This is a genomic window from Rhodococcus sp. OS5 (genome assembly GCF_056837585.1).
This window is the reverse complement of the sequence record NZ_CM166368.1, coordinates 4757740-4783168: the sequence shown is the minus strand read 5'-3', so window position 1 is coordinate 4783168 and position 25429 is coordinate 4757740. Positions and strand designations below refer to the sequence as shown.

The window sequence follows — 25429 nt, the reverse complement described above, 5'->3', positions numbered from 1 at the left end:
CTAACGACCGGATTTCGGTCGATTCGAGTTGGTGCGACCGAGCGGTACTCGCCAGAGCAGGCGTGCACCGCTCGGATCGTGATTGACGATCGTGCACGTACCGCCGCAATGTTCGGCGCGGCGCTCCAGATTGTGCAGTCCACTCTTGTGGAAGTCGGAGGGGAGTCCGACGCCGTCGTCCTCGATCGTGATCGCAAATTCGACGTCCGCGGTGACAGCGATGGTGATGTGGCGTGCGTGTGCATGCCGAAGGACGTTGCTCAACCCCTCACGCAGCACGGCTTCGGCGTGCTGGTGGATCCCGGGATTCACCAGAGTGTCGATGGCGCCGGAGAATTGGACGCTCGGGGTCACCGCGGACTGTGCGGTGGCGTCGCCGATGACATCGAGGAGGCGTCGGCGCAGGCTCGACGAATCGGTGGCCGTCGGAGTCTGCAGATCGAAGATGGTTGTCCGGATCTCGCGGACTGTCTTGTCGAGCTGTTCGAGAGATCGTTTGACAATCGCGCGCGCCGACTCCGGGAGGGTCTCGTCCGGAAGCGTGCTCTGCAGGCTCATTCCGCTCGCGAACAGTCGCTGGATGACGTTGTCGTGCAGGTCTCGTGCGATGCGGTCGCGGTCGGCGAGAACGGACAACAGGCGTTGCGCCTTTTGTTTCTCGTCGAACTCGATTGCAACGGAGCCGAGTTCGGCCATCGACTCGATCCGGGTCAGTTCGTCGTGATCCCAGTGCGTGTTGGTGGAATTCGACGCCACGATGACCGCGCCGACTACACCCGAGGCGACGCACATCGGTGCCACGACCGCACTCCCAGCCGACGGCACCAGTTCGGTGAGTGCGCCTAAAGTGGTGAGTACCTGTAGCTTTCGACTGCTCCGCACCACGTCGAACGGATAAGTGGTCGCCGGGATTCTGACTCCACGTGACGTGGTCCGGGCGCTGGCCGCGGCGTGAACCTGTGCGTAGCCGTTCTCGCAGATCACCACGATCACGTCGTCGACGCCGGTCAGGTCCCGAACGCGACTGGCAAGAAGTTGCAGGCCGTCCTCGAGCGAGTCACCGGCCAGCAACCGCGAGCGGATGGCAGATGTTGCGGTGAGCCATCTTTCACGAGTTCGTGACTGCTCGAACAGTCGGGCGTTTTCCACAGCGATACCGGCTGCGATGGCGAGGGCTTCGAGAATGACCTCGTCTTCCTGGGTGAACTCGGCCTGTCCCCGTTTCTCGGTCAGGTAGATGCTTCCGAACACCTTTCCCCGCATCATGATCGGCGCCCCGAGGAAGCTCTCCATCGGTGGATGATTTGCGGGGAATCCCACCGATTCGGGATGGTCGCCGAGATGGGCCACACGCAAAGTCTGCGGGTGATTCATCAGAACACCCAGCACGCCATGACCTTCGGGGAAATGTCCCATGGTCGCGCGTTGGGACCCGGAGATTCCCTCGTACACGAATTCCGAGAGCCCGCCCCCCGGCGCCGCGACCCCCAGGGCGCCGTAGCGGCAATCCAGAACCGTTGTCGCAGAGGTGATGATCCGTTGAAGCGTCAGGTCGAGGTCCAGGCCGGAGCCGACCACCAGGACCGCCTCGAGCAGGCGGTGGAGTGTCGGTATGTCGGCATTGGAATCGCCCAGGCGGTCGAGCAACTCGCCGAACGTACGTGCCGGACTGTGACCCGAAGCTTCGACCATGGTCGAAGCATATCGCCTCACCGAACGTCAGCTCTCCTGGCGGCGACCTTCCCACCACGACGACCAGTGATGCTTGATCTCGTCGAACTCGTCATCGCTCAGGTCGTAGGTGGTCAGCAGGATGGACATGCCTCCGTCGGGCCGCTGCGCCGTCACCGACTGGGTGGCGACAGACAGCAAGCCAGGGCCGAGATCCTCGACTGTCAACCCGAATTGGTGGTCGGTGACGTAATCGACGACGCCTTCGAAATAGTCGCCGGGAGCGATTGTCACCGCGTACCGACTTCCCGCTTCCAATTCGATTTCGGTGAGCCCGAGGACGCTTGCCACGTTCTCACCGGGGAGCAGAAGGCCGTCGAGATAAATGGTTCTACGCTCGGCCAGTCCGTGGTGCTCCACTGCGAATCTGAGCAGCTGGAGGAATGTCGTCCAGCCCTCGGTGATGTCGTCGTACCAGTCGTCGTCGGCAGATTTGGCCGGCCGATCGATGCGGACGACCGTCTTGCCGTCCTGTTCGCGAAGTGAGAAACGGTCGCCGTTTCCGAGTTTCAGCGTCAACGCTTCGGGGTCGGCCTCAGCGGTGGAGTAGATCTGGTTGATTTCGTCGTCGAGTCCGTCGTACTCCCAGCCGAACCAACGTCGAATCAGCGACGGGTCGCGCAGCGCGGGCCAGAGTACGGACGGGGCTGCGACGACGGACACTTCGATCACGGTTTCGCTCACGCGGAAGACGCTACCGATTTCAGCCCTTCATGGCGACGGTCAGTAGAAATGCAACGTCTTCGAGCGCTTCGACGCTGTGCCGGTCGGCCGGGACGGTCAGGAAATCACCCGTGGATCCTTTCCACTGGTCGCTCCCACATACAAGATTCAGCTTCCCGCTCAGGACCAACAATGTGGCTTCGCCCGGACTGTCGTGTTCGGCGAGGCTCTTGCCGGCGCTCAGCGCGATCACCGTTTGTCGCAGGCTGCGCTGGTGGCCACCGTAGACGGTTTGTGAACTGCGACCGCTGGTCGCCGAGCCCGCCAGTTTCAACTGTTGGCGAGCGAGAGCGGTCAGTGACTTCTTGTCCATCGAAGACCTCTCGGAAGCGGTGAATGTCCTTCTTGGAGTATGACCGACTCACTCGCGAGGTGCCTCGTTATCGGCGGAAGTCGGTCAGCGCGTGTACTCCAACCAGCGGAAGCGCAGGCCGCTCTTCTCCGAGGTCTGCCAGGGCTCGTCGGATTTCAGGTTCCATTCGGGGCCGATCTCGGGAGCAAAAGCATCGCCGGCGATGTCGAGGTCGATCTCGGTCACCAGTAGATGCGTTGCGAATGGCAGTGCAGCCGAATAAATTTGCCCGCCACCGACGACGAAGACGTCACCGTCCGGCAACGCCAGGGCGTCGTCCAGACTGCGGACCACCTCGGCGCCTTCGGCGTGCCATTGCGGATCGCGTGTGACGACGATGTTCCGACGCCCGCTGAACGGACGGAACTTCGATGGAATGGAGTCCCAGGTGCGCCGCCCCATGATTACCGGATGGCCCATGGTGACGCGTTTGAAGTAAGCCATGTCCTCGGACACGCGCCACGGGATCGAGTTGTCGGCGCCGATGACGCCGCCGTGGGCCTGCGCCCAGATGAGGGTGACTGTGCGATCGGTCATCGTCAGACCGCTACCGGGGCTTTGATCGCGGGGTGGTGCTGATAGTCGACGATCTCCACGTCCTCGAAGGTGTAGTCGAAGATGGAGTCGCGCTTGTTCAGCTTCAGGGTCGGCAACGGCAGCGGTTCGCGGCCGAGCTGCTCGGTCACCTGGTCAACGTGATTGTCGTAGATGTGGCAGTCGCCGCCGGTCCAGACGAACTCGCCGACGTCGAGTCCGGCCTGCTGGGCCATCATGTGGGTGAGCAGCGCGTAACTGGCGATGTTGAACGGAACGCCGAGGAACATGTCGGCGCTGCGCTGGTACAGCTGGCAGGAGAGCTTGCCGTCGGCGACGTAGAACTGGAAGAAAGCGTGGCACGGCGCCAGGGCCATCTGCGGAATGTCGGCGACGTTCCACGCCGAAACGATGATCCGCCGCGAATCGGGGTTGGAGCGCAGAGTCTCGACGGTCTGCGTGATCTGGTCGATGTGCTCGCCCGAAGGGGTGGGCCAGCTACGCCACTGGACGCCGTAGACGGGGCCGAGTTCACCGTTCTCGTCGGCCCACTCGTCCCAGATGGAGACGCCGTGCTCGTGCAGCCACGCCACGTTGGAGTCGCCGCGCAGGAACCACAGGAGTTCGTTGACTATCGACTTGAGGTGGACCTTCTTGGTGGTGACGAGCGGAAAGCCGTCGGCAAGATCGAAACGCATCTGGTGACCGAAGATGCTGCGGGTGCCGGTTCCGGTTCGATCGGATTTGGCGGTACCCGTCTCCATGACGAGCCGGAGGAGGTCTTCGTAAGCAGTGGAGACAGTCACGGGAATCAGTCTAGGGCCTGCCCTGCCGTGCGCCTTTATTAACCTCCGGCGGTTAATAAAGGCGCACGGCAATATAGCCTCGGCACATGCGCGAACTCTTGGTGATCGGTATCGGTGCTGGTGATCCCGACCAGGTGACGGTTCAGGCGATCAAGGCCATGAACAGGGCCGATACCTTCTTCATCATCGGAAAGGGTGACGAGAAGCAGGCCCTGGTCGACTTGCGCACCGGCATTCTCGACGAGCACGTTCACCTCGACTACAAGGTGGTCGAGATCACGGACCCGCCGCGGGACCGAACCCCGACTGACTACGAGGGCGTCGTCGAGGACTGGCACGAGCGTCGGGCCGCGAAATTCGAAGCGGAATTCGCGGCCGAACCTGGCGTCGGCGCGATTCTCGTCTGGGGTGACCCTTCCCTCTACGACAGCACTCTGCGGATCGTCGAGCGCGTGCTCGCTCGCGGGAGAGTTTCGTTCGACTACTCCGTCATCCCGGGAATCACCAGCGTGCAGTCGCTGGCTGCACAACACCGGATCGTCCTGAACCGAATCGGCGAACCCATCCACATCACGACCGGCCGCAAACTGGCCGAGGGATTGCCCGACGGCGTGGACAATGCCGTCGTGATGCTCGACGCGCATTGCACCTTCACTCAGGTAAGCGAAAACGACGCCGAGATCTGGTGGGGCGCGTACCTCGGGACCCCGGACGAGGAGTTGATTTCCGGCAAACTGCGTGACGTCGAAGATCGGATCGTCGCTCGCCGGGCGGAGTTGCGTGAGAAGCACGGTTGGATCATGGACACGTACCTCGTTCGGCGCTGACAACCGACCCTGAATTTGCCGCCTCGATCCTGCACTCTTGATCCCGAACGACGGTCTGCGCACCTATGATCTGCGCATGACATCGTTCGGGCAGGACCGACTGCAGTCGATTCTGCCCGCGCCGCGTGGCCGTGAAAAATCAGCTGTGAAGTCGGCTTTCGACCTTCTGGTTCAGTGGTATCGGCGTCCTGATCAATTCGACAGTTTCAATCGATACCTCGCCACGAAGGGCCTGGAGCTAGCTGTCCGATTGCTGGTCATCGGCTCGCTGACGACGGTCATCATTGCGATGACTCTGCTGCGCTTCAGCGACGCGGGCGTGCACAACCACGTCACCAGCGTCGTCAACGCCGTTATCATCGCCGTCACGATTGCGGTGATCGTGCTCTTCTGCCTTCTGCCCGAAATCACGCGTCGGTGGTCGTACTTCTTTGTCGCCTACTGCGAGGTCGGCGTATTCGTCGGCGTGTTCTTGAACAACGACCCTTTCATCGGGTTGATCCAGTGCGTGCTCTTCGTACTGATCGGTGGTTACATCGCGTACTTTCACAACGCGAGACTCCAGGCGGTTCACATCGCGCTGTCCATCGTGGTTCTGGCAGTGGTCGGCCGAAAGGTTGCGGTCTACGCGGATCCTGCGTTGGCCACCGCACTGTGTCTGATCATCGCCACCGGGATCGTGGTCATCCCGTTCGCCTGCCAGTTCGTCCTCTCACTTCTCGGCTCCGACGCGGACAGTTCGGATGTGGATCCGTTGACAGGGCTTCTGAATCGGCGCGGGCTGCAGCGAGCTGTTGTCGAAATGGGGGCGACGGGGCATGCGTCGAGCAAGTCGTCGTATGTCGTCGCGATTGTCGATGTCGATTCGTTCAAGAGCGTCAACGACTCACAGGGGCACGAGGAAGGCGATCTCGTACTTCGCCAGATTGCTGATCGACTGCGGTGGTGCGGCGGCGAGAAGGCGCTCTTCGCCAGATTCGGTGGGGACGAGTTCGTGTTGGTAGACACGATAGACGTCGGCGCAGCGCCTGCGTTCGAAGACAATCTGCGAAGGCACTTGCGAATCGACGATCGTGATCCGGTAGTGACCACCAGCGTCGGAGTCGCGATCACCTCTGCCGAATGGTCGTCGATTATTTCCGACGAGGAGTTGACGGAACTGTTTCGAGTAGCCGATGCCTCGATGTACCGCGCGAAGGCCGCCGGCGGCGATCAGGTTGTGATGTGGGACGGCAAACAGTGAAAATTGTCTGATTGCGGGGAGTTGACTGGATTACCCTGACACTATGGAATCTGCCGAGAGTGTTGAGCGTTCGGACGCCGTGGCGTCTCGACGACCGCTCTCGGGCCCCGCGTTCCGGCTGATCTCTTCTCAACTTGTCGATTGGTATCGGCGTCCGGACCAATTCGACACCTTCAATCGCTATCTCGCGGACAAAGGGTTGACCGTCGCCTCGCGGTTTCTCGTCGTCTGCTCGTTGGTGCTGGTCACCGTGATCATGTTCCTCACTCGCTTCAGTCCACAGGGACCGACCACTTCGCACGCGCGCACCGCGAACGCAGTCATCATGGTCATAACCGTGATGATGGCCGTCGCCCTCTCGACGAGGCGCAATCTCTCCCGTTCCTGGTCTTACGCCTTTGTGCTCTACTCGGAAGTGGGAATAGCGGCCGCAATGCTGCTGTACTCCAATCCACTTGCAGCACTGGCACACGCCGTGATGTTCTCGGTGATCGGCGGATACATCGCGTTCTTCCACAATGCTCGAATACAGAGCCTTCACATGTTGTGGGTATTCGTCGTGGTCATCGGCATCGTGACACGTACGGCCGTGGTCGAAAACGATGTGGATGTTCCGGTTCTGGTCGCGTTGGTAGTACTGGTCGGCGCGGCAATCTACGTGATTCCCTTTGCCTGTCAGTTCATTTTCTCGATCCTCGGCACCGACGCGTTGAACTCGCAATTGGACCCACTGACGGGACTGCTCAACAGGAGGGGACTGGCCGACGAAGTACGACTGTTGCTGGAGCGGTCGTACACGCACTCGGCGCTCTTGGTAGTCGCCGCCGTCGACATCAATCGATTCAAGGCCATCAACGACGAGTACGGACATACCGTCGGTGACGCTGTGATCGAAAAAGTCGGATCGAGGCTGGTCGAATGCGCCGGCCCGGCGGCCTTGATCGCACGGATAGGCGGCGACGAGTTCGTCATCGTCGATTCGGTCGATCAACGCTCGTTCCATCGACTCGAACATGAGCTACTCCGTTCGACGATCACCTCGCCCGATCATCCCGAGGTGGCGATGAGCGTCGGAATCGCGAAGATTGCAGGGCCTTTCGAATCAGCGGATGATGCGCTGGTCGCATACCCGACTCTGCTGCGGCGAGCGGATCGGGCGATGTACTCCGCGAAGGCACGCGGTGGGCATTCGGTGGTGCTGCAGACGGAAACGGACTGAGCGCGCTGTGAGTGTCCGTGGTCGGCGTTAGTCTGTTGCCATGCCTGAACTACCCGAGGTGGAAGCGCTGGCAGGGTTCCTTCGTCAGCACGCGGTCGGCGCAGTGGTGGGACGCGTCGACATCGCTGCATTGAGTGTGCTCAAGACCTTCGATCCGCCGATCACCGCTCTGCAGGGGCGTGACGTCACGGGCGCCGCCCGCTTCGGGAAGCATCTGGCTCTGGATTGCGACGGGTTGTGGTTGGTCACGCATCTCTCCCGTGCCGGCTGGATGCGCTGGCTGGACAATCCATCGGCGACGCCGCCGAAGCCGGGGAAGGGGCCGTTGGCGCTGCGCGTTCATTTCTTCACACCCGAAGGGTTGACGCCGGCATTCGATCTCACCGAAGCCGGCACCAAGAAACGCCTCGCCGTCTGGGTCGTGAACGATCCGCAGGAAGTTCCGGGCATCGCCCGGTTGGGGCCGGACGCGATGGCTGTGACCGAAGCCGAGTTCGCACAGATTCTGGGCGGAACGTCGGCGCGGATCAAGAACTCGATAGTCGAGCAGTCGTTGATCGCCGGTATCGGGAACGCCTACTCGGACGAGATCCTCCACACCGCGAAACTCTCGCCTTTCGCGACCTCGTCGCGGCTGACGCCGGATCAGATTTCGACGTTGTATGCCGTGATGCGATCTACGCTGGCCGACGCGATCGAGCGTTCGGAAGGTCAGGACGCGGCCCGGCTCAAAGGTGAGAAACGCTCGGGGATGCGAGTACATGCTCGTACTGGACTTCCGTGCCCGGTGTGCGGTGACGTCGTACGCGAAGTGTCGTTCGCGGAGCGCTCTTTTCAATACTGCGCGACGTGCCAGACCGGCGGTAAACCGTTGGCGGACAGGCGAATGTCGAAACTGCTCAAGTAGCGAACTGCGCTGCGAGTAGTTCGACGAACTCGCGGGCGAGCGCCGACGAATGGGTGGGTTCGGTGATTGCGTGGACGATCCGATGCGGCGCATCGGTGATCGGAATACAGACCAATTCGGGGTGCAGGGCGCTCATGGACTGGGGGAGCAAACCTACGCCCAGGCCGTTGGCGGTCAGTGAACAGATCAGGTCTACCGAGTTGGCTTCAAGGGTTTTTCCCCGAGGGACCTGTGATTCGGCGAAGGCTTGGTCGGTTTGGACACGGGCCTCGCTGCCGGAGGCGAAGTCCACGAGAGTGTGATCGCGTAGGTCTTCGAGCCTGATCGACGAAGCCTGGGCAAAGGGATGGTCGGGAGCAACGAACGCTGCGGTGGGTTCACTCCACAGCGGTGCGGCGGCAAAGCTCTTGGGTAGGCGACCTGCGGCCAATCCGACAATGCCGACGTCGATTGCACCGGACCGGACTCCCTCGATAACTACTTCACTGCCGTACGGTCGCGCGGTGATGTTGATTGCAGGGTGGCGCCGTGTCAGATCTGCCAGGGCGCGTCCGACGTCGACGCGCCCCGCCGAGGTGATGGTGCCGACCGTCAACCGCACTTGCTCGTTGCTCCGTGCCGAGACATCACTGACGAGTCTCGACACGGCGCCGAGTACCTCGCGGGAGCGGGCGACAAAAACCTCGCCTGCAGCAGTCAGGCCGACGTTTCGGCTGTTCCGGTTGAACAATTCGACTCCCAGTTCCTTTTCGAGGTCTCTGATCTGGGCACTCAAGGCGGACTGGGAAACGTGCAACCGCGACGCTGCTCGGCTGAAGTGTCTGTCTTCCGCGACTGCCAGGGCGTAGCGGATGTGACGTAGTTCCATTGCACCAATCTATCGTTTCTGGAGATAGATCATGCATATCTATCTATTGGACGCGCGTCGGTGTAGGCGGTCATGCTTGACGACATGATTTCAAGCGACGCGCGTCCGAGGCTCGGACTACCTATAGTGCTGCTGATGGCTGCGGCGACGGGCCTGTGCGCGGGCGGTAACTATTTCAACCAGCCACTCCTCGATTCCATCGCAGATCACCTGAATGTGTCGGCCTCCGCAGCGGCCGCGACGGTGACCATCGCGCAGGTCGCGTATGCACTCGGATTGATACTTCTGGTTCCGGTGGGCGACATGGTGGACCGACGCAAGCTGACGGTAGGGCTCATGCTGCTGGCGGCGACCGGTCAAGCGGTCAGCGGATTTGCGCCCAACTTTGCCACGCTGGCAGTGGGAATCGCTGTCGCTGGCGTCTTTTCGGTCGCCGCCCAGGTGCTGATTCCGTTTGCCGCCTCACTGGCCGAACCTGAGAGGTCCGGTCAGGTGGTCGGCACGATCATGAGTGGACTGCTGATCGGAATCCTGCTGGCGCGCAGCGTTGCCGGCGTCCTCTCCGGATTGGGAGGTTGGTCGACGGTATACAAGGTTGCGGCGGTGCTGATGGTGGTGATGGCCGTGGCATTGTGGCGATCTCTGCCTTCCGATTCCGCAGATCGCCCGAAGGCAAGCTACCGCGCAACGCTCGCTTCGGTAGGGAAGTTGGCTGCGACCTTGCCGCGCCTGAGAACCCGATCGGCCATGGGCGGACTGGCTTTTGCTGCTGTCAGCACCGTCTTCACGACGATGGCCTTTCTTCTGTCCGGCGAATTCGGCTACAGCGACACTCAAATCGGCTTGGTCGGACTACTCGGTGTGGCGGGAGCTTTGATGGCGACGGTGGCGGGCAGACTGGCCGATCGGGGATTGGGTCAGCTGGCGACCGGCGGCGCCATCGCGATTCTCTTGGTGTCGTGGCTTCCCTTTGTCGCCGGTGCCACCCACGTGGTGTGGTTTCTCGTTGCCATCGTCCTTGCCGACCTCGCGCTGCAGGGAGTGCACGTCAGCAACCAGAACGTGATCTACGCCCTTGTCCCCGAAGCACGTTCGCGTGTGAATTCCGTGTACATGACCACCTACTTCGTCGGTGCTGCCGTGGGCTCGGCGGTGGGGTCAGTGGTGTGGAAGTCGTACGGCTGGAACGGAGTATGCATCGCCGGGTTGGTCTTCTCCGTTGCAACGGCGATGGTGTGGGTGCATGATCGCCGACTGGAGACGGCTGAACTGCGAATCCCGGAATCCCCTGTTGCAGTGGGGTAGGCACCCACACCTTCTCGGCTCCAGCACCTTTCAGATTTCGGCACCGTCCACCAGGATCTTGCCGACGCGTTCGGGATAGAACGACACGTGGTCGTCGATCCCGGACGCTTCGGCGGTAGTGAACGGATAGAACCACGCCAGATCCTCGATCGGAGCGAGTTCGGTTGTGCCGGTGAACGACAGATACGACGCAGTGCCCTTGTAGGGGCAGGCCGTGGTGGTCGGGGACGGCGCAAAGTACTCGCTGCGAACGTCGATTCTCGGAATGTAGTACCGCGTGGGCAGTCCGGTTTCGAAGAGCAGTCTGGGTCGTCTCGTCTCGGCGACCAGTACGTCGCCGACAAAAACCTGGACGTGGCGGGACGAGGGGAGTGCGTCGATACGTACGTATGGATCGCGGGCGTGGACAAAGACCTGTTGATCCTCCTCGTACCAGGCGTCCATGCGATCCCAATAGAATGCGACGTACTCACTCAGATCCAGGGAACCGTCGAACTGTTCAGGGTAGGTCCAGACGGCGTCCTCGGCCCGGCGATCCCCGATCTCGATCGTCCAGTAGGTGGCGTCACCTTTCCATGGGCAATGGGTGGTCGTCGACGTCGGGACGAGGAATTCGGTACGAACGTCCGCGAGGGGGATGTAGTACATCGGCAGGCGGCCGCGTTCGAAAAGGTATACCGAACGAGTGGTGTCTGCGACGGCGTGACCAGCGAAGAAGGCTCGAATTCGGCGGGGGTTCGGCTCCAGTGCGATCCGCCCGTTGGAAGCTTTGATCTGTGTGTCTTCTGCGTGAGTCAGTGCTGTGGACATTCGCGAATGCTCCTGAGATCGGCAGGGTGGTCCTTCCCATCCTGCGCCCGGCAGCAGTTATTTGACAGGTTGGAGTCGAAATACGCGGATCTGGCGCCCGAATGCTCGATCGGCGTAGGTTTCGTACGGCGGCCACGTGGTGGTCGCGAGCTCCCACAGCTTCTTACGCGTGGCGCCCTCCGCCAGACTCGCACCGACCGGTATTTCGACGCCCTTCACTGTCACGATTGCGGTGGGGTTTGCCATCAAATTGAGTGTCCATGCTGGATGCGTATCCTGCCCCCAGTTCGAACCGACGACGACAAACGCATCGCCGTCGGGTGCGTACAGGAGTGGCGTGGTTCGAGAACGGCCGGTCTTACGGCCCGTCGTGGTGAGCAGTAGCTGAGTCACGGTGTTCTCTCCGACCAGCGAGAGCTTGCCTCCCGACACTCTCTGCACTGCTCGATCGAGCGGAACCAGATCCTTGCCGAGATCCGAGAACCATTGTGTATGGCCGACATTGCGCATCAATGACCGGTAGATATTGCGCATCGGACCCCTCGCATTCTCGGCACTGTTTCGAGGCTGGTGCACCTCGACTCGAAAGAGTCTGCCACGTCTGGTCACAGATACCTGAGTCCCAAGGTCCCGAAAGGAATGAAGCGGTCAGCCGAATTCGGTTTTGGTGGAGTAGAATTGGGGCATACCGCCGAAACCGTTCGTTTGTGCGCGTTGGACGGTCGTTGGAAGATCAACCCTCCGAGGTCAAGACATCAGGCTCTAGCCACTCGACGCCGAGCAGTTCGGACAGCGACCGCAGACCGGATCGATCACCACCTTTCAGACCTGTGACCGAATTGAGATTGCGCAACATGACCGTGGCGACGTCCTCTTCCTTGGTGCCCACGCCGAAGGGTATGACCCACGGGCACGTCTGGTAGTCGCGATGCGACCGACCGAACGTCTGTTCTGCCGCGATCCCTGAGTAGCGCGGTTGATGAAAGATTCCCGTCCGCGGCAACGGGGACGCGTGAGTGCCGTCCGGGAGTGCTTCGTTGGCATGGAGCGAGATCGAGGTCGTGACATTGAAGACGATGACCGGTGCGTCCCCGCGTTGAAACCGCAGACGTTGACCCTCCTTGTCCGGCACCGCGCCGAACAGTTTTGCCACCGAGATCCCGGCGTCTTCGATCATCTCGACCAGTGGATCACCTGCCGTGGAGACGAATTCGACGGCCACCAACACCTGCTTGCCTGCCTTGACCTGCGCCTGCGCCCACTGGGCCGTCGACTCGGCGCGGATCATGCCCGCTTTCTGTCGGTAGCGCAGAACCAGCGCACGGCCGCGCGCGATGTTGCGACTCTTGCGGGCCAATCCCATTTCGTAGGCGTACTCGGCCCACTCCGTCTCGTACTCGGCGCGCTGGGCATGGGTGAGGTCGATCGGCATACCGTCGAGCGGAACAGGTCCCCACGGAGTCGGTCGATGAATCATCAAGGGCGGTTTGCTGTTCGACATCCACCCACGCACGGTCTCGAGCGCGCGAGATTGCAGCGTAGGTGATTCCTTCGCCTCTGCGCTCCACGTCCACTTCCCGTAGGACTTGTCCAGCGGAAGGCCGGACTCGACCAGCCTGGCGCCCAGGTCGGACCAGTACTCCGAAGGTTCTGAATGCAGCTGCGCGAAAAGCGGTGCCAGGTAACGCTGGTCGGCCGGCGTGTGTCCCGGTGTTGCCGTCACGGACAGGACGAACGGCGCTTGCTCGTGAGCATTCGAAAAGCGCGCGACCTTCTCGAATGCCGCCGTGCGCTGTGTGTCGTTGCTGTACAGCTGGGCCTCGTCGGCAATCACCACACCGAACGTGTACTTGGGGCGGCCGTTTCGCGCGATCAGCTTCTTCAATTGGTCAGGCGACATGATCAACCAGCGGAATCCACCGTCGCCCACCGAGGCGATGGAATAGCGCCAATGCGGAATGGTGATCTGTGCGGGTCGATCGACGAGGACGAGGATGTTGGTTTCGCCACGCTCCTCGGCAATCGTCTTGGCAGACATCACTGCGATCAGCGTCTTACCCAGGCCTGCATTGTCTGCCAACAGAAATCCGCGTTTGCCGGCGCGAGCGGCATCGACGACGGCTGCAGCCCCCGAAACCTGCTCGGGCCGAGGAATTTTGGGTGCAGCAACGGGACGTTCACCGGTGCTGTCATTGATGTCGTCCTCTACCCACTGCTGATAAGAGAAGGGGAGTGCCTTGAATGGAGCGAGTTCTACGGGTAACTCCGTACCGACCCACGCGTAGCTCTTCCATTTCTTGACGAATTGCGCACCAGGCGCCGGCGTCCGAAAGGGAACGTCGAGGAGCCAGACTCTCTCACCAGGGCCGGCAGTCGGCACATCCGGCATCGTCGCGCGTGAGCTCTTCTTTGCGACAGTCTTCTTCGGGGCGGTCTTTCTGGTCGTGTTCCTCTTGGGTGCAGCCTTCTTCGGTGCAGCCTTCTGCGGTGCAGCCTTCTTTGCGGCAGCCTTGCGTGCCGTGGTTGCTTTGCGTGGTGGCATCAGGCGGTTTCTGCTGTGAGGAATTCACGCAGCGTGAGCGCAGGCCGGCCGACAAGGTCCTCCACGGTGCCCGTGATCAGCGCCAATTCACCCTGCGCGATTGCGGTGTACGTCGACACCCATGCGTCGAGTTCCCAAGCGGGTGCGTTGTACGACGCCCGCGATTCGTAAGCTTCCTCGAGCGTTTCCTCGACGTACGTGGTTCGCTTGCCGGTGACTTCGGTGATGATGCTCGCGGCCTCGGAGAGCGTCAGTGCCTCCCGTCCGGTCAGGTTGTACGTCTGTCCGACATGAGAATCCAGATCCTGCAGAACCGACACAGCGACGGCAGCAATGTCGGAGCGCGCTACCGCGCCGACGAGACCGTCCCCTGCGGGTCCGCGGATCACACCGTCTTCACCGGCGAGAGCGGGTAGGAAATCGAGGTAGAAGCTGTCGCGCAGGAAGGTGAATGCGAGCCCGGAAGCGCGGATATGTTCTTCGGTGACCCAGTGATCGCGAGCGAGCGTGAACGTCGCGTCCGGAGCAGCGCCGAGGAAAGACGTGTACACGATGTGCCTGACCCCGGCCTCCGCTGCGGCGTCGATGAAGGTGCGGTGCTGATCCAGGCGATCTGCGCTTTCGGCCGCCGAGACCATGAAGAGGGTGTCGATTCCGGCCAGAGCCGCGAGAGCGCGCTCCTGATCCCCGTACGTGGTCTCGGCCGAATCGGCACCGGGGAGCTGCGGTAATCGGTTGACCGACCGTGCGATCAGCCGCTGCGGGACACCGGCGTCGGCCAACGACCGGGCCACCAGTCCGCCGATATGACCGGTCGCGCCGGTGACGGCGATCCTCGCAGACCGTGAATCTACGGACATGGTGCCCCTCCTTCGGTCGGTGTGCATCCCATCTTGCCGGAACCCACTCCCACGTCAGGTCACGACGCGACGATTACACCGCGAGCCACCGACAGAGCGTCGGACAAAGCTGTCCTGGTGTTGTCGTCGAGGGACAGCAGGGGCCGGCGGGGAAGGCCGGCGTCGACGCCGAGAGATTCCAACCCGGCTTTGACCGTCGACGGCAGTCCGCGACTGACGAGGACCTTCAGTAGCGGCTCGATCTGTTCGAACACAGCGGCGGCACCCGACCGATCACCGGATTCGAGTAGACGCCAGAAGTGCACCACCTGTTCGGGGGCCAGACACGGGGCTGCCGTGCACCATCCGCTTGCACCGGCAGAGAAAGATTGCAGTGCAAGAGGATTGCTGCCGTTGAAGAAGGGGATCGTGCCACCGCTCAGTTCGTTGATGCGGTTCATCCGGGTGATGTCGCCGGTGGATTCCTTGATCATCGTGATGCCGTCGACGGTGGAGACGAGATCGACGAGAAACTCCGGCGACATGTCGATCCCGGTGGTGGCCGGATTGTTGTAGATCATCGTGGGAATGTCGACGGAATCGGCCACCGCGGTGACGTGTTCACGAATCTCCTGCTCACCCAGATGCCAGTACGACGTGGGGAGGATCATCATTGCGTCGGCTCCGGCGTCTGCCGCGATCGATGCTCGGCGGAGTGCTCCCGCCGTCGTCAGATCCGACACTCCGACGACGGTGGGGACTCGGCGGTCGACGTAGTCGACAGTCTCCCGAGCGACCGTCTCCCACTCTGCATCGTCGAGATAGGCGCTCTCGCCGGTACTGCCGAGTGGGGCTATCGCGTCGACACCACTGCTGATCATGCTGTCGAGGAGCGTGTGTAGCGGCTTGGGGTCGAATGCTCCGGTGTCCCGGTCGAACGGGGTGATGGGATAGGCGACGATTCCCTTGATGGTGCTGCTCATGAGGCTCTCAGTTCTGTTGGTGGGAAACAAAAGTCAGTTGGTCAGTGTGTCGGGATGATTGCGGAGAGCGCGACGGGCGTAGTAAGCGAAGTTCGCCTCGCTGCGCCGAGGAGTCAGTGTCCAATCGTGTGCCTCCTTCGCCAGGCGAGGCGGTAGCGGCTTGATGTCTCCGGCAGCCATCGCCAGCAACTGCAGTCTGGCCGCTCGCTCGATCAGATGCCCGAGAGAGCATGCCTCTTCGACCGTGTTGCCGACGACGAGTTGGCCGTGGTGGGCGAGCAGAATTGCCCGCTTGTCGCCGAGTGCAGCCGAAATGATCTCGCCCTCCTCGTTTCCCACGGGAACCCCGGGCCAGTCGGCGAGAAATGCGCAGTCGTCGTAGAGCGGCGCGATGTCCATTTGGGAGACGACGAGGGGAATCTCGAGCATCGACAGCGCCGTCGCATGTAGCGGGTGTGTGTGGACGATGCAGTTGACGTCGGGTCGTGCGCGGTAGATCCAACTGTGGAACCTGTTGGCGGGGTTCGGCATGCCTTCCCCGTCGAGGACTTCGAGATCCTCGTTGACGAGCAGGAGGTTGTCCTCGGTGATCTCGTCGAACCCGAGGCCGAGTCGCTGTGTGACAAACGTTCCTGGCTGCTCACCGCGGGCGGAGATCTGTCCGGCAAGGCCGGAGTCGTGGCCGGCGTCCGACAGTGCCCGGCAGGTCAGTGCGATCTTCTGTCGAAGAGTCCAACTACCTGTCGCTACTTCGGTGAGCATCTTCGTCTCGGCGGTGGCCATGAGTTCCTGCTTGCTCGCATGCATCGTGTCGGTCATAGGGTGTGCCTTTCTCGGGACCCGGGAATCAATGACATTCAGTCACCTATAAGACACAAAGTGTCATATAGGACGGAAATGTGCAACCTTCGATTCCTGCATCGCTGATCGCCGCAGGTCAATGTATTGGTAGGGTGATGACACAAAGTCTCGTGAGGGGAACCGAATGGCAGCGTTTTTGCGAACACATCGGCGTCGCGCCGGTCTGACGCTCGAGGGCCTGGCCGAGCAGACCGGTCTGACGAAGAGCTATCTCTCCAAGGTCGAGCGGGGTATCAGTACCCCGTCGATCGCGGTGGCACTCAAGATTGCGCGTGTGCTCGACGCCGATGTGGGGCAACTGTTCTCGGACAGTATGGAGGGAAATGCCATGACGATCGTGCGCGCGAAGGACCGCGTGATCGACCCGGCCAACTCCGTGCAGTCTTCCGTCTACGATCCGATCGCGCCCTCACTGGTCGGAAAGGCCATGCAGCCGTTCGTGGTTCATCCGGCCTCGGTGATGGGTCCCAAGTTCATGGACCACACGGGAGAGGAGTTCGTGTTCGTGCATTCCGGATCCGTAGAATTCGAAATCCCCGGGCAGACGATGCACCTCGACGCCGGCGACAGCTTGTACTTCGACGCGAATACGCCGCACCGGATGCGGTCGGTGTCGGCGGATCGTGCGGTGGTGTTGGTTGTCGTCTACGACAAGCCTTCGGCTGGATCACCCAGCGGTGACTCGCTGGAAACGCACTGCGGGGTGGGCAGATGACGCTGGGGATCGACACGACACTGACGCTTCTCGCTGCCGGTCTGATCTTCCTTCTCTCCCTGTGCCTGGGAATCTGGAAATACCGACAGATGGCCACTTCGGACAATCACCTCGCCCATCCGTATGTCGACATCGCACACCGCGCTGCCCTGATGTACTCGTTTGCGACGCTGCTGATCGCGGTGTTCGTCGAACTCAGTGCGTGGCCGACGTGGATCAACCTGACCAGTGCCGCAGTGGTCGTGTTCTTCTTTCTCGCAGCGATATTCAGCTACATCGCTCACGGTGCGATGAAGGACACCGACAATCAGTTCGAGTCCGCCGGTCCGCCCCTGCACCTCGGGATGTTTCTGCTGATTCTCGGCGAGGTGGGCGGATTTGCCGTCCTACTCGCAGGTTTCGTGAAAGGTCAGTTCTTCTGATCGGGCTTCAGCGCCTGTGCTCGTAGCCGATCCAAGCCCGTCGACGCTCACCCATCGGGTCGTTCTCCACTCGGGACGTCTCGTCGAAGATCATTGTTTGCCGCTCCGGTACGGAGTAGGCGGGCCAATCCCGGTCCGGCACTCCGTGGCGGGCGAAATGGATCCAGTGGCGCTGCATGGTGGAGGTCACCGCAGTCAGTCCGCGGCGCCCACCGACCGCTGTCAAGGCCGCGGTGAGTGCATCCGAACGCCCGAAGACCGCAAGCAATTCGGTGGCGTGGGTAGCGCCCATGCCGATGAGTCTGAGCAGGCGAGGCGCAAAATCGTAGCGGTAACTGTAGGTAGGAGCTACCTGGCAATGACCCTGTGCGCAGAGTATCGCGGGCTCCCAGAACGTGATGTCGCCGCCGAGATCTGCGGCAGCAAACCGGTGCGGATACGTGGGATACGCCGCGAGCGCACGTGCTTTCACTTCAGGGGTGGTGTGGGAGAACATCTTCTCGATCCGAACCGGGTCGGTAGGCAAGATGTCGAGAACGCGCGGGAAGATTCTTCCCTCGTGGAGATTCGAACCGACGAGCAGCGGAACGGGGTGGGCGCGTCCGGCGGCGAACACGTCGAGCGGGTGTTCGGGAAGGACGTCGTCACCCACCACGGGGGCAAATGCCCGCGTTCCGGGTTCGTCGTCCGCGCCGCGGCGCGCAAGTTCTTCGCCGGCATCGACCAGGTCCTTCACCGAAGCGGAGCGCAGCCACGATGCCGGATCGGCATCCGGAGCCTGTGCGATCTCGAGGAACTCGCGTGCCCAACGGTGCGCTCGCTCTTTTCCGTATGCCGAAGCAGCCGGCGGACTTTGAGCGATGGCCCGGGCGAACAGCCCTCGTGCCGCCGGCGTTGCCATCAGAGTGGTGACCGCGTTGGCGCCGGACGATTCACCGAAGACGGTGACGGCGTTCGGGTCGCCACCGAAAGCGGCGATGTTGCGTTGGACCCACGTCAGCGCGGCGATCTGATCGCGCAATCCGAGGTTCGTCTCGAATGATTGTTCCGCAGTGGAATATTCACTGAAATCGAGGTAGCCCAACGCGCCGAGACGATATTGGATCGAGACGTAGACGATGTCGCCACGTTCGACCAGGCTCGTTCCGCGGTACATGGGCGTCGACGGATTCCCGCCGTTGTACGCGCCGCCGTGAATGAAAACCATGACCGGTCGCAACGAATCCGACGGTACCTGCGGAGCCACGACATTGACGAAGAGTGAGTTCTCGTCGAAGTTGCTCTTGCGCTGCGGAGACGGAGAGCCGAATGCTTCCGCCGGGCGGACACCATGCCAAGCCTCGACCGGCTGCGGTGCGCGAAATCTCCGAGGACCGGTCGGGGCCGTTGCGTAGGGGATTGCTCGCCAGGTGCGCAGTCCTCGATCGAGGCGCCCGCGTACGACCCCGGAATCGAGAGTGATCTCGAGGGGGCTCGTCACGGTAGGGAGATGTCGGTGCCGTGGCTACGGTAACCGCTGTATCCCGCCCAGGCCAAGCGTTGTTCACGTCTGGGATCGTTCTCGACGCGGACGATCTCGTCGAAGATCATGGTCCGACGCTCCTGCCCCTCGTAGCGCGGCCACGATCCGCGCGGCGAGCCGTGCTCGGCGAAGTGAAGCCAGTGTCCCTGAACAGATTCGGTGACTGCGCGCAGTCCGCGTCGACCGCCGGGAAGGGTGAGGCCGCGCCCGACAAGGGTGTCACCGATGCCGAAGACTGCAAACAGCTCGAATCCGTGTGTGGCGTCGAGGCCGAGCCAGCGCATCATCGTCGGCGCGAAGTCGAATCGGTAGGCGTATGTCGGCGCCGATTGTGCGTGCGCTTGCATCAACTCCACGGACGGGTGCCAGAACGTGACGTCTCCGCCGACGTCGATCGCGGACTGCTCGTCCGGGTAGCCGGGATAGGTTGCGAGGATGCGCTTCCCGGCCTCGGGATCGGTGAGGGCAAACATGGTGTCGATGCGCGACGGGTTGGTCGGAAGTGCGTCGAGCACCTTCGGGAACAGCGTCCCCTCCCGTCTGTTGGTGCCGATGATCATCGGCACCTGGTGTGCCGATCCTTCTTTGAATGCGTCCAAGGGGGAGCGCGGCAGGAAGTCGCCGTCGACGACCGGTCCGAAGGGATGTAGTCCAGGTGTGTTCGCGAGTACCTCGGCGCCCAGTCTGCTTCCGGCTCTGCCCAATTCGACGGCTGTCGCCGAGGTCAGGGCCTTCGCGGGTGGTAGGCCGGAATTGAGGATCTCGACGAAACGCGCGCCCCAGGCATGCGATCGCTGCGTGCTCGAGACCAGATCCGGAGCCGAACTCTCGGCGATAGCGCCGGCAAAGAGTCCCTTGGCGGCCGGAGTCGCCATCAGGGTGGTGACGGCGGTGGCTCCGGCGGATTCACCGAAAATCGTGACTTTTTCAGGATCCCCACCGAAGGCGGCGATGTTGCGTTGCACCCACTGCAGGGCCGCGACCTGATCGCGCAGTCCGAGGTTGGAGTCGAATACGCGCTCGGATGTGGAGAACGGGGTGAAATCGAGGTAGCCCAGAGCGCCGAGTCGGTAGTTGATCGAGACGTAGACGACGTCGCCGCGTTCGACGAGGGACACGCCCGAGTACAAGCCGGTGGCCGAGGTCCCGATGGTGTTTGCCCCACCGTGGATGAAAACCATGACGGGACGCGGAGTATTGCCGGTGTTCGCGGGGGCGAGCACGTTGAGCGTCAGGCAGTCCTCGCTGCTCGGCTGGTACTTCCCGGGCGCGAGCAACAGCCCCTTCTTGTGTTGGACAGACGCGTCGCCGAACCTGGTCGCGTCGCGTTCTCCGGTCCACGGCGTGACCGGCTGGGGTCGCGTCAGACGCAGTGTTCCGACCGGCGGCCGGGCGTAGGGAATTCCGCGCCAGGCACGAAGTTTTCCCACCCGGCGGCCGCGCAGGGTGCCGTCGGCCGTGGTCACAAGTATGTCGGACGCCATGTCGCGACTATACGTACTTCGGGAGCGCGTCAGCGGCGAGCCTCCAGCAATCGAAGCCAGACTTCACTGACCGTCGGATACGAGGGCACCGCATGCCAGAGAGTTTCCAGTGGTACGGCGCCGACGACCGCGATTGTCGCCGCATGCACCAGCTCGGATACTTCGGGCCCGGCGAAGGTAGCGCCGAGGATCACGTCGGTGGCCTTGTCGATCACCAACTTCGCGCGCCCCGAGTAGTCGTCGCGCAGCAGCGAAGATCCCGCGACGGCGAGTTCGATCTCCACGACTTCGACGTCGTAGCCGTCGTCGCGAGCTTTCTTCTCGGTGCGTCCCACCCAGGCGATTTCGGGTGAGGTGAACACCACCTGGGGGACCTGTCCGTTGTCCGCCGACGCCGTGTACCGAGGTCCCCTGAGTCCGCGGCTCTCGGCCCGCGCGGCGATGACGTCTCCGCAGACTCTCGCCTGATACTTGCCCATGTGGGTGAGGGGAGAACGACCGTTGATGTCGCCGACGGCGTAGAGCCACTCACCTTGGGCACAGAGGTGATCGTCAGTGGTGACGTACTTGCCGTCCTCGAGGCCGATGACGGACAAGCCGAGATCGGCAGATGTCGGCCCGCGGCCCGCCGCGACGATGACCTCGTCGACTTCGATCACGCCGGACGATGTCTCGATGCTGACGGGTCCACCGTGGATGTGACCTTCGCCGGTGTCCTTGGCATCGGGGCGTGAGACCGAGTTGACGGCAGTGCTCAGTCGAACGTCCACACCGCGGGCACCGAGTGCTTCGGCCACCATCGTTCCGGCAAACGGTTCTGCTGATTTCAACAGAGCATCGCCCCTCACGAGCAACGTCACGTGAGCGCCGAACGACGACAACCACGTTGCGCACTCAGTTGCGACCACTCCGCCGCCGATGACCGCCACTCGCGACGGAACCTCGTGCAGGTTGGTGGCGTCGCGCGAGGTCCACGGGAGTGCCTCGCGCAATCCCGGTGTCTTCGGGACGGTGGCGGTCGTTCCCGTGGCGAGTACGACGGCCTGGCGGGCACGGAGCTTACGGGTCCCGTCGACGGTCACTGCTCGCTCGCCGTCGATGACCCCGTGGCCTTTGATCACGGTGATGCCCGCGGAGGTTGCCCAGTCGACCTGGGACGAGTCGTCGTGGTTGTGGGTGAACGAGTCGCGCCGTTTCAGAATGGCATCGACGTCCAGCGGTCCGGCCGGGATCCCGGGCAAGGCGTCGGCCGCCTCGAGGACCTGCCCCGGGCGCAGTAGTGCCTTGCTGGGCATACAGGCCCAATACGAGCATTCACCGCCGACCAGTTCGTGTTCCACGATTGCGGCGGTGCGATTACTTCCGGCGATGGCGTATGCGGCGGCGTTCTCGCCGGCGGGTCCACCGCCGATCACGATGACATCGAATTCGTCGGTCATTGCTCCACGGTATGTCGGATCGGTCCGAGTTCGCTCGGTTACCGCCGGGTACGAGAACTCGATGATGGTTACAGTTGCACCCATGACGCGGCAGAAGATTTTGATCACCGGTGCCAGTTCGGGTCTGGGTGAGGAGATGGCCAGGAGATTCGCCGCGGCCGGTCGCGACCTCGCGTTGTGTGCCCGGCGGACGGATCGTCTCGACACGCTGCGTGGGGAGCTGGTGGCGCAGTACCCGTCGATCAGCGTCGCAGTGCGCGAACTCGATGTGACCGAACACGATTCCGTCGTCCGGGTTTTCGGTGAGCTGCGCGACGAGTTGGGTGGCCTGGACCGGGTGATCGTCAACGCCGGGCTCGGCAAGGGCGCCAAGATCGGAACCGGAAAAGCGCACGCGAATCTTGCAACAGCGCAGACGAATTTTGTCGGCGCGCTGTCGCAGTGTGAAGCTGCGCTCGAGATCTTCCGCGCGCAGGACTCCGGACACCTGGTTCTCGTGTCCTCGATCAGCGCGGATCGGGGGCTACCCGGGCCAAAAGCGGCCTATTCGGCAAGCAAGGCGGGAGTAGCGGCTCTGGGTGAGGCGCTCAGTATCGAGTTGGCGCGCACACCTATTCGGGTCACCACCCTGCTGCCGGGCTTCATCAAGACCGACATGTCCGCCGGCGCCGGCGACGACGCAGCGCTCATGGCCAGTCTGGACGAAGGCGTCAGTGCCATGGTCGACGCCATCGAGAAGGAAACCACCCGAGCGGCGCTACCCGGCCTCAAGTGGCAAGGGATAGATGCGGCCCTACGATTCCTGCCCAACTCCGTGACAGCGAGGTTTGTCTGATGAGCATCCACATCTCGAACGGTAAGCCCCGCGTAGTGATCGTCGGTGGCGGCTTCGGTGGACTGTACGCAGCGAGACGGCTCAAGAAGGCCGACGTCGAGGTGGTTCTGATCGACCGAGGGACCAGCCACGTCTTCCAGCCCCTGCTCTACCAGTGCGCCACGGGTCTGCTCTCCGAAGGGCAGATCGCAAGTCCGCTGCGACATCTGCTCGAGGACAACAAGAACACGAACGTCGTTCTGGGCGAGGCCAAGTCGGTGGACGCCGACGCCGGGATACTGACTGCCAGTCGCTTCGACGGGTCGACCTTCGAATTGCCGTACGACTACCTGATCGTGGCGGCTGGAATGCGCCAGTCCTACCACGGCCAGGACGAGTTCATCAAATGGGCGCCCGGCATGAAAACCCTCGACGACGCTTTGGCGATCAGGCGCAGTCTCATTGCTGCGTTCGAGATGGCCGAATCGCTCCCGACTGCGGAAGAACGTCGACCGTGGCTGACATTCGCCGTGGCGGGCGGCGGACCCACCGGCGTCGAATTAGCCGGACAGATCCGCGAATTGGCGATGCACGCGCTCACCAACGAGTTCCGGTCCATCGACCCTGACGAGGCAAGGGTACTGCTCTTCCACGGCGACGATCGGGTGCTCCCTTCGTTCAGTCGCAAGCTCTCGGCCGCCGCCAAACGTACTCTCGACGGGATCGGCGTCGAGACTCACCTCGGCGTGCACGTCACCGACGTGTGCGAGACCAGCATCGAGACGACGGACAAGAAGACAAAAGAGAAGCGGCAGTACGAGACCCGCACGATTCTGTGGACCGCGGGCGTCGAAGCAGTGCCGTTCGCCGAGGCACTGGCCACGGCGCTGGGTGTGAAGCAGGTCGGCGGTGGCCGCATCGAGGTGGAAGCCGATCTGACCGTTCCCGGCCACCCGAACGTCTACGTGGTGGGCGACCTCATGTCGCGGGACAAACTTGCCGGGGTGGCCGAGGTCGCGATGCAGGGTGGTCGGCACGCCGGTGCCCGGATCGCTGCAACCGTGGAAAACGGAGTGCCCAGCCGAAAACCGTTCAAGTACCGCGATCTTGGAACCGCGGCCTACATTTCGCGACGCCACGCGTTGCTTCAGGCAGGGCCGGTCAAGTTGTCCGGGTTCATCGGATGGGTGTCATGGGGAATCATCCACATCGCGTTCCTCGCGGGGTTCCGCAATCGCGCCAGCACGGTGCTGAACTGGGGCGCAACCCTGGCGTCGAAAACGCGTCGGGAACGGGCAATCACGTACGGCGACCCCGAAACCGCTCGGCAGCCGTACAACTGAGGGTTACTCGGTCTTGAACACGGGGTTTCCGGCGGCGTCGATCATCCACCACAGGCTGCCGACGCTCTGTCCGAGCATGTCGCCGGGAACCTTGTCGTCGAGGTACCGATAAACAGGCTTGCCGTTGACGGTGATCTGGAAAGATCCTTCAGGCCCGTCGACAGTGTCGATGACGGCGTCGATTCCTTCGACGATCGGCGAATCCGTGACCGAGGTGACCGCCGGCCAGTAACGCAGGCACGCTTCGTCGCACGACCCGGCTTGTGAGTTCTCCTCGTCCGGGTTGTAGACGTAGACGGTCATGCCTTCGCCGTCGACGGCGATCGTCCCGAGTGGGGAGTCGGCGGTCTTCAGCAGGGGTGCATCAGCGGCGGCGGGTGGCGACAGCGACGTCGCAATGGCAGTGACGTTGTCTGCGCTGTCCCCGGAATCGAGGGCGTCGGGCGAGCAACCGGTGAGGATCAGGGCGCTACTCGCAACCGTCGCGAACAACCACTGTCTGCGCATGACGTCTCCGTTCTGGGCGGGAGTGCTCGGGACAAGCAATCGGGGATACCCGTTGCGGACGAGCTGAAAACGCCGGGCGTCCGGATTCCTCGACAATAGCTCTGTTACAGAGCTATTGTGAGGTATGGATGAAATCGGAGCAGATCACAGGCTTTCGGATGACGTCCTGGAGACGCTCGGACAATTGCGCCGGGTCACGAGGAAGGCGTCGGGGCGGCCGTTTGCGGAACGACCGCTCGCCGGCGCCCAGATCGAACTCGTCAGGCTGCTACGGCGCAACCCGGGTCTGTCGGTGGCCGAGGCCGCCGGGCGATTGGGTGTCGCGGCAAACACGGTGTCCACCTTGGTGCGGCAGCTCGTCGACGAGGGAGTGATCGAACGCGTTGCCGACGAGGCCGACCGCCGCGTCGCGCGATTGGTGCTCGCGGACGAGGCGCGCGCCCGCGTCGAGGTGTGGCGTGATCGCCGGAGTGTGATTGTCGGTCAGGCATTGTCGACTCTGACCGCAGAGGACAGGGCAAGTATCGAGGCTGCTCTACCGGCCCTGTCTCGATTGGCGAGCGCTCTGGCAGCAGCCGGATCGGAAGGCGGGGGGCAGTGAGATGCTGACGCAGTGGTGGAGGAGCCGAGCAG

At 62.5% G+C, this 25429-nt stretch carries 26 protein-coding genes; 10 read left to right on the top strand and 16 right to left on the bottom strand.

Annotation, left to right across the window (positions count from 1 at the left end; genetic code table 11):
- The 5 genes from ACVZUB_RS22170 to ACVZUB_RS22150 form a co-directional block, all read right to left on the bottom strand.
- Window positions 1-1692, bottom strand: a complete 1692-nt coding sequence (locus ACVZUB_RS22170) for a sensor histidine kinase (protein WP_039972838.1) — start codon at window positions 1690-1692, stop codon at window positions 1-3.
- A 27-nt stretch (window positions 1693-1719) separates the two neighbouring features.
- Window positions 1720-2415, bottom strand: coding sequence for a hypothetical protein (locus ACVZUB_RS22165; RefSeq protein ID WP_193595056.1), 696 nt, complete (start codon window positions 2413-2415; stop codon window positions 1720-1722).
- A 19-nt stretch (window positions 2416-2434) separates the two neighbouring features.
- Window positions 2435-2767: a cupin domain-containing protein gene (locus ACVZUB_RS22160; protein WP_003946336.1), complete on the bottom strand. Its 333-nt coding sequence runs from the start codon at window positions 2765-2767 to the stop codon at window positions 2435-2437.
- 84 nt (window positions 2768-2851) lie between these two features.
- Window positions 2852-3343, bottom strand: a complete 492-nt coding sequence (locus tag ACVZUB_RS22155) for a dihydrofolate reductase (RefSeq protein ID WP_003946393.1) — start codon at window positions 3341-3343, stop codon at window positions 2852-2854.
- A 2-nt stretch (window positions 3344-3345) separates the two neighbouring features.
- Complete coding sequence (locus ACVZUB_RS22150) at window positions 3346-4146, bottom strand: thymidylate synthase (RefSeq protein WP_003946427.1); 801 nt, start codon at window positions 4144-4146, stop codon at window positions 3346-3348.
- Window positions 4147-4232: 86 nt separating this feature from the next.
- Here ACVZUB_RS22150 and cobF point away from each other — a divergent pair, with 86 nt between their 5' ends.
- The 4 genes from cobF (at window position 4233) to ACVZUB_RS22130 (ending at window position 8342) form a co-directional block, all read left to right on the top strand.
- On the top strand, window positions 4233-4973 hold the full coding sequence (cobF, locus tag ACVZUB_RS22145) for a precorrin-6A synthase (deacetylating) (protein WP_003946376.1): 741 nt from the start codon (window positions 4233-4235) through the stop codon (window positions 4971-4973).
- A gap of 76 nt (window positions 4974-5049) precedes the next feature.
- Complete coding sequence (locus ACVZUB_RS22140) at window positions 5050-6216, top strand: GGDEF domain-containing protein (protein ID WP_223304416.1); 1167 nt, start codon at window positions 5050-5052, stop codon at window positions 6214-6216.
- Window positions 6217-6259: 43 nt separating this feature from the next.
- Complete coding sequence (locus ACVZUB_RS22135; RefSeq protein ID WP_042921337.1) at window positions 6260-7435, top strand: GGDEF domain-containing protein; 1176 nt, start codon at window positions 6260-6262, stop codon at window positions 7433-7435.
- A 40-nt stretch (window positions 7436-7475) separates the two neighbouring features.
- The gene (locus ACVZUB_RS22130; RefSeq protein WP_007727653.1) at window positions 7476-8342 is read left to right on the top strand and encodes an Fpg/Nei family DNA glycosylase; all 867 of its coding nucleotides are present in this window, start codon (window positions 7476-7478) and stop codon (window positions 8340-8342) included.
- Here ACVZUB_RS22130 and ACVZUB_RS22125 read toward each other — a convergent pair.
- A complete protein-coding gene (locus ACVZUB_RS22125) occupies window positions 8335-9210 on the bottom strand; it encodes a LysR family transcriptional regulator (protein WP_007727651.1) in 876 nt (291 codons plus the stop codon). The two genes, ACVZUB_RS22130 and ACVZUB_RS22125, sit on opposite strands and share 8 nt — an antisense overlap.
- Window positions 9211-9282: 72 nt before the next feature.
- On the opposite strand from ACVZUB_RS22125, the gene ACVZUB_RS22120 reads away from it, so the two are divergent.
- Window positions 9283-10515, top strand: coding sequence for an MFS transporter (locus tag ACVZUB_RS22120; protein WP_042921334.1), 1233 nt, complete (start codon window positions 9283-9285; stop codon window positions 10513-10515).
- 30 nt (window positions 10516-10545) lie between these two features.
- Here the strand turns inward: ACVZUB_RS22120 and ACVZUB_RS22115 are convergent, their stop codons facing one another.
- The 6 genes from ACVZUB_RS22115 to ACVZUB_RS22090 form a co-directional block, all read right to left on the bottom strand.
- A complete protein-coding gene (locus ACVZUB_RS22115) occupies window positions 10546-11325 on the bottom strand; it encodes a DUF427 domain-containing protein (protein WP_475843859.1) in 780 nt (259 codons plus the stop codon).
- A gap of 57 nt (window positions 11326-11382) precedes the next feature.
- Entirely contained in the window at window positions 11383-11859 is a 477-nt protein-coding gene (locus tag ACVZUB_RS22110; protein ID WP_003946395.1) for a nitroreductase/quinone reductase family protein, read from the bottom strand.
- Between the two features lie 199 nt (window positions 11860-12058).
- Window positions 12059-13867, bottom strand: a complete 1809-nt coding sequence (locus ACVZUB_RS22105) for a DEAD/DEAH box helicase family protein (RefSeq protein WP_311093794.1) — start codon at window positions 13865-13867, stop codon at window positions 12059-12061.
- Entirely contained in the window at window positions 13867-14727 is an 861-nt protein-coding gene (locus ACVZUB_RS22100; protein ID WP_003946390.1) for an SDR family oxidoreductase, read from the bottom strand. Before ACVZUB_RS22100 ends, ACVZUB_RS22105 begins: the two co-directional genes overlap by 1 nt.
- A 59-nt stretch (window positions 14728-14786) precedes the next feature.
- Window positions 14787-15689, bottom strand: a complete 903-nt coding sequence (locus ACVZUB_RS22095; RefSeq protein WP_064687551.1) for a dihydrodipicolinate synthase family protein — start codon at window positions 15687-15689, stop codon at window positions 14787-14789.
- A gap of 33 nt (window positions 15690-15722) precedes the next feature.
- Window positions 15723-16508, bottom strand: a complete 786-nt coding sequence (locus ACVZUB_RS22090) for an aldolase (protein ID WP_063315946.1) — start codon at window positions 16506-16508, stop codon at window positions 15723-15725.
- Window positions 16509-16674: 166 nt separating this feature from the next.
- On the opposite strand from ACVZUB_RS22090, the gene ACVZUB_RS22085 reads away from it, so the two are divergent.
- Together ACVZUB_RS22085 and ACVZUB_RS22080 are read left to right on the top strand one after the other, a co-directional pair.
- Window positions 16675-17265, top strand: a complete 591-nt coding sequence (locus ACVZUB_RS22085) for a helix-turn-helix domain-containing protein (RefSeq protein ID WP_003946400.1) — start codon at window positions 16675-16677, stop codon at window positions 17263-17265.
- Window positions 17262-17687, top strand: a complete 426-nt coding sequence (locus ACVZUB_RS22080) for a hypothetical protein (protein WP_003946354.1) — start codon at window positions 17262-17264, stop codon at window positions 17685-17687. The genes ACVZUB_RS22085 and ACVZUB_RS22080 overlap by 4 nt, the downstream gene beginning before the upstream one ends.
- 7 nt (window positions 17688-17694) lie before the next feature.
- On the opposite strand, the gene ACVZUB_RS22075 is transcribed toward ACVZUB_RS22080, so the two are convergent.
- From ACVZUB_RS22075 to ACVZUB_RS22065, 3 genes are read right to left on the bottom strand one after another with little or no spacing between them, the layout of a single operon-like run.
- Entirely contained in the window at window positions 17695-19167 is a 1473-nt protein-coding gene (locus ACVZUB_RS22075) for a carboxylesterase/lipase family protein (RefSeq protein ID WP_482627766.1), read from the bottom strand.
- A complete protein-coding gene (locus ACVZUB_RS22070; RefSeq protein WP_063315948.1) occupies window positions 19164-20693 on the bottom strand; it encodes a carboxylesterase/lipase family protein in 1530 nt (509 codons plus the stop codon). Before ACVZUB_RS22070 ends, ACVZUB_RS22075 begins: the two co-directional genes overlap by 4 nt.
- Before the next feature lie 29 nt (window positions 20694-20722).
- Window positions 20723-22132: a dihydrolipoyl dehydrogenase family protein gene (locus tag ACVZUB_RS22065; protein WP_042449247.1), complete on the bottom strand. Its 1410-nt coding sequence runs from the start codon at window positions 22130-22132 to the stop codon at window positions 20723-20725.
- Window positions 22133-22214: 82 nt separating this feature from the next.
- Here ACVZUB_RS22065 and ACVZUB_RS22060 point away from each other — a divergent pair, with 82 nt between their 5' ends.
- The gene (locus tag ACVZUB_RS22060; RefSeq protein ID WP_007727631.1) at window positions 22215-22967 is read left to right on the top strand and encodes an SDR family oxidoreductase; all 753 of its coding nucleotides are present in this window, start codon (window positions 22215-22217) and stop codon (window positions 22965-22967) included.
- Window positions 22967-24289: an NAD(P)/FAD-dependent oxidoreductase gene (locus tag ACVZUB_RS22055; RefSeq protein WP_482627765.1), complete on the top strand. Its 1323-nt coding sequence runs from the start codon at window positions 22967-22969 to the stop codon at window positions 24287-24289. The genes ACVZUB_RS22060 and ACVZUB_RS22055 overlap by 1 nt, the downstream gene beginning before the upstream one ends.
- Window positions 24290-24292: 3 nt before the next feature.
- Here ACVZUB_RS22055 and ACVZUB_RS22050 read toward each other — a convergent pair whose 3' ends face one another.
- A complete protein-coding gene (locus ACVZUB_RS22050) occupies window positions 24293-24796 on the bottom strand; it encodes a COG4315 family predicted lipoprotein (RefSeq protein ID WP_019744765.1) in 504 nt (167 codons plus the stop codon).
- Window positions 24797-24920: 124 nt separating this feature from the next.
- Between ACVZUB_RS22050 and ACVZUB_RS22045 the strand changes: the two genes are divergently transcribed.
- Window positions 24921-25397 carry a MarR family winged helix-turn-helix transcriptional regulator gene (locus ACVZUB_RS22045; RefSeq protein ID WP_482627764.1) on the top strand — a complete coding sequence of 159 codons (477 nt, stop codon included), beginning with the start codon at window positions 24921-24923 and terminating at the stop codon, window positions 25395-25397.
- Window positions 25398-25429 lie beyond the last annotated feature (32 nt).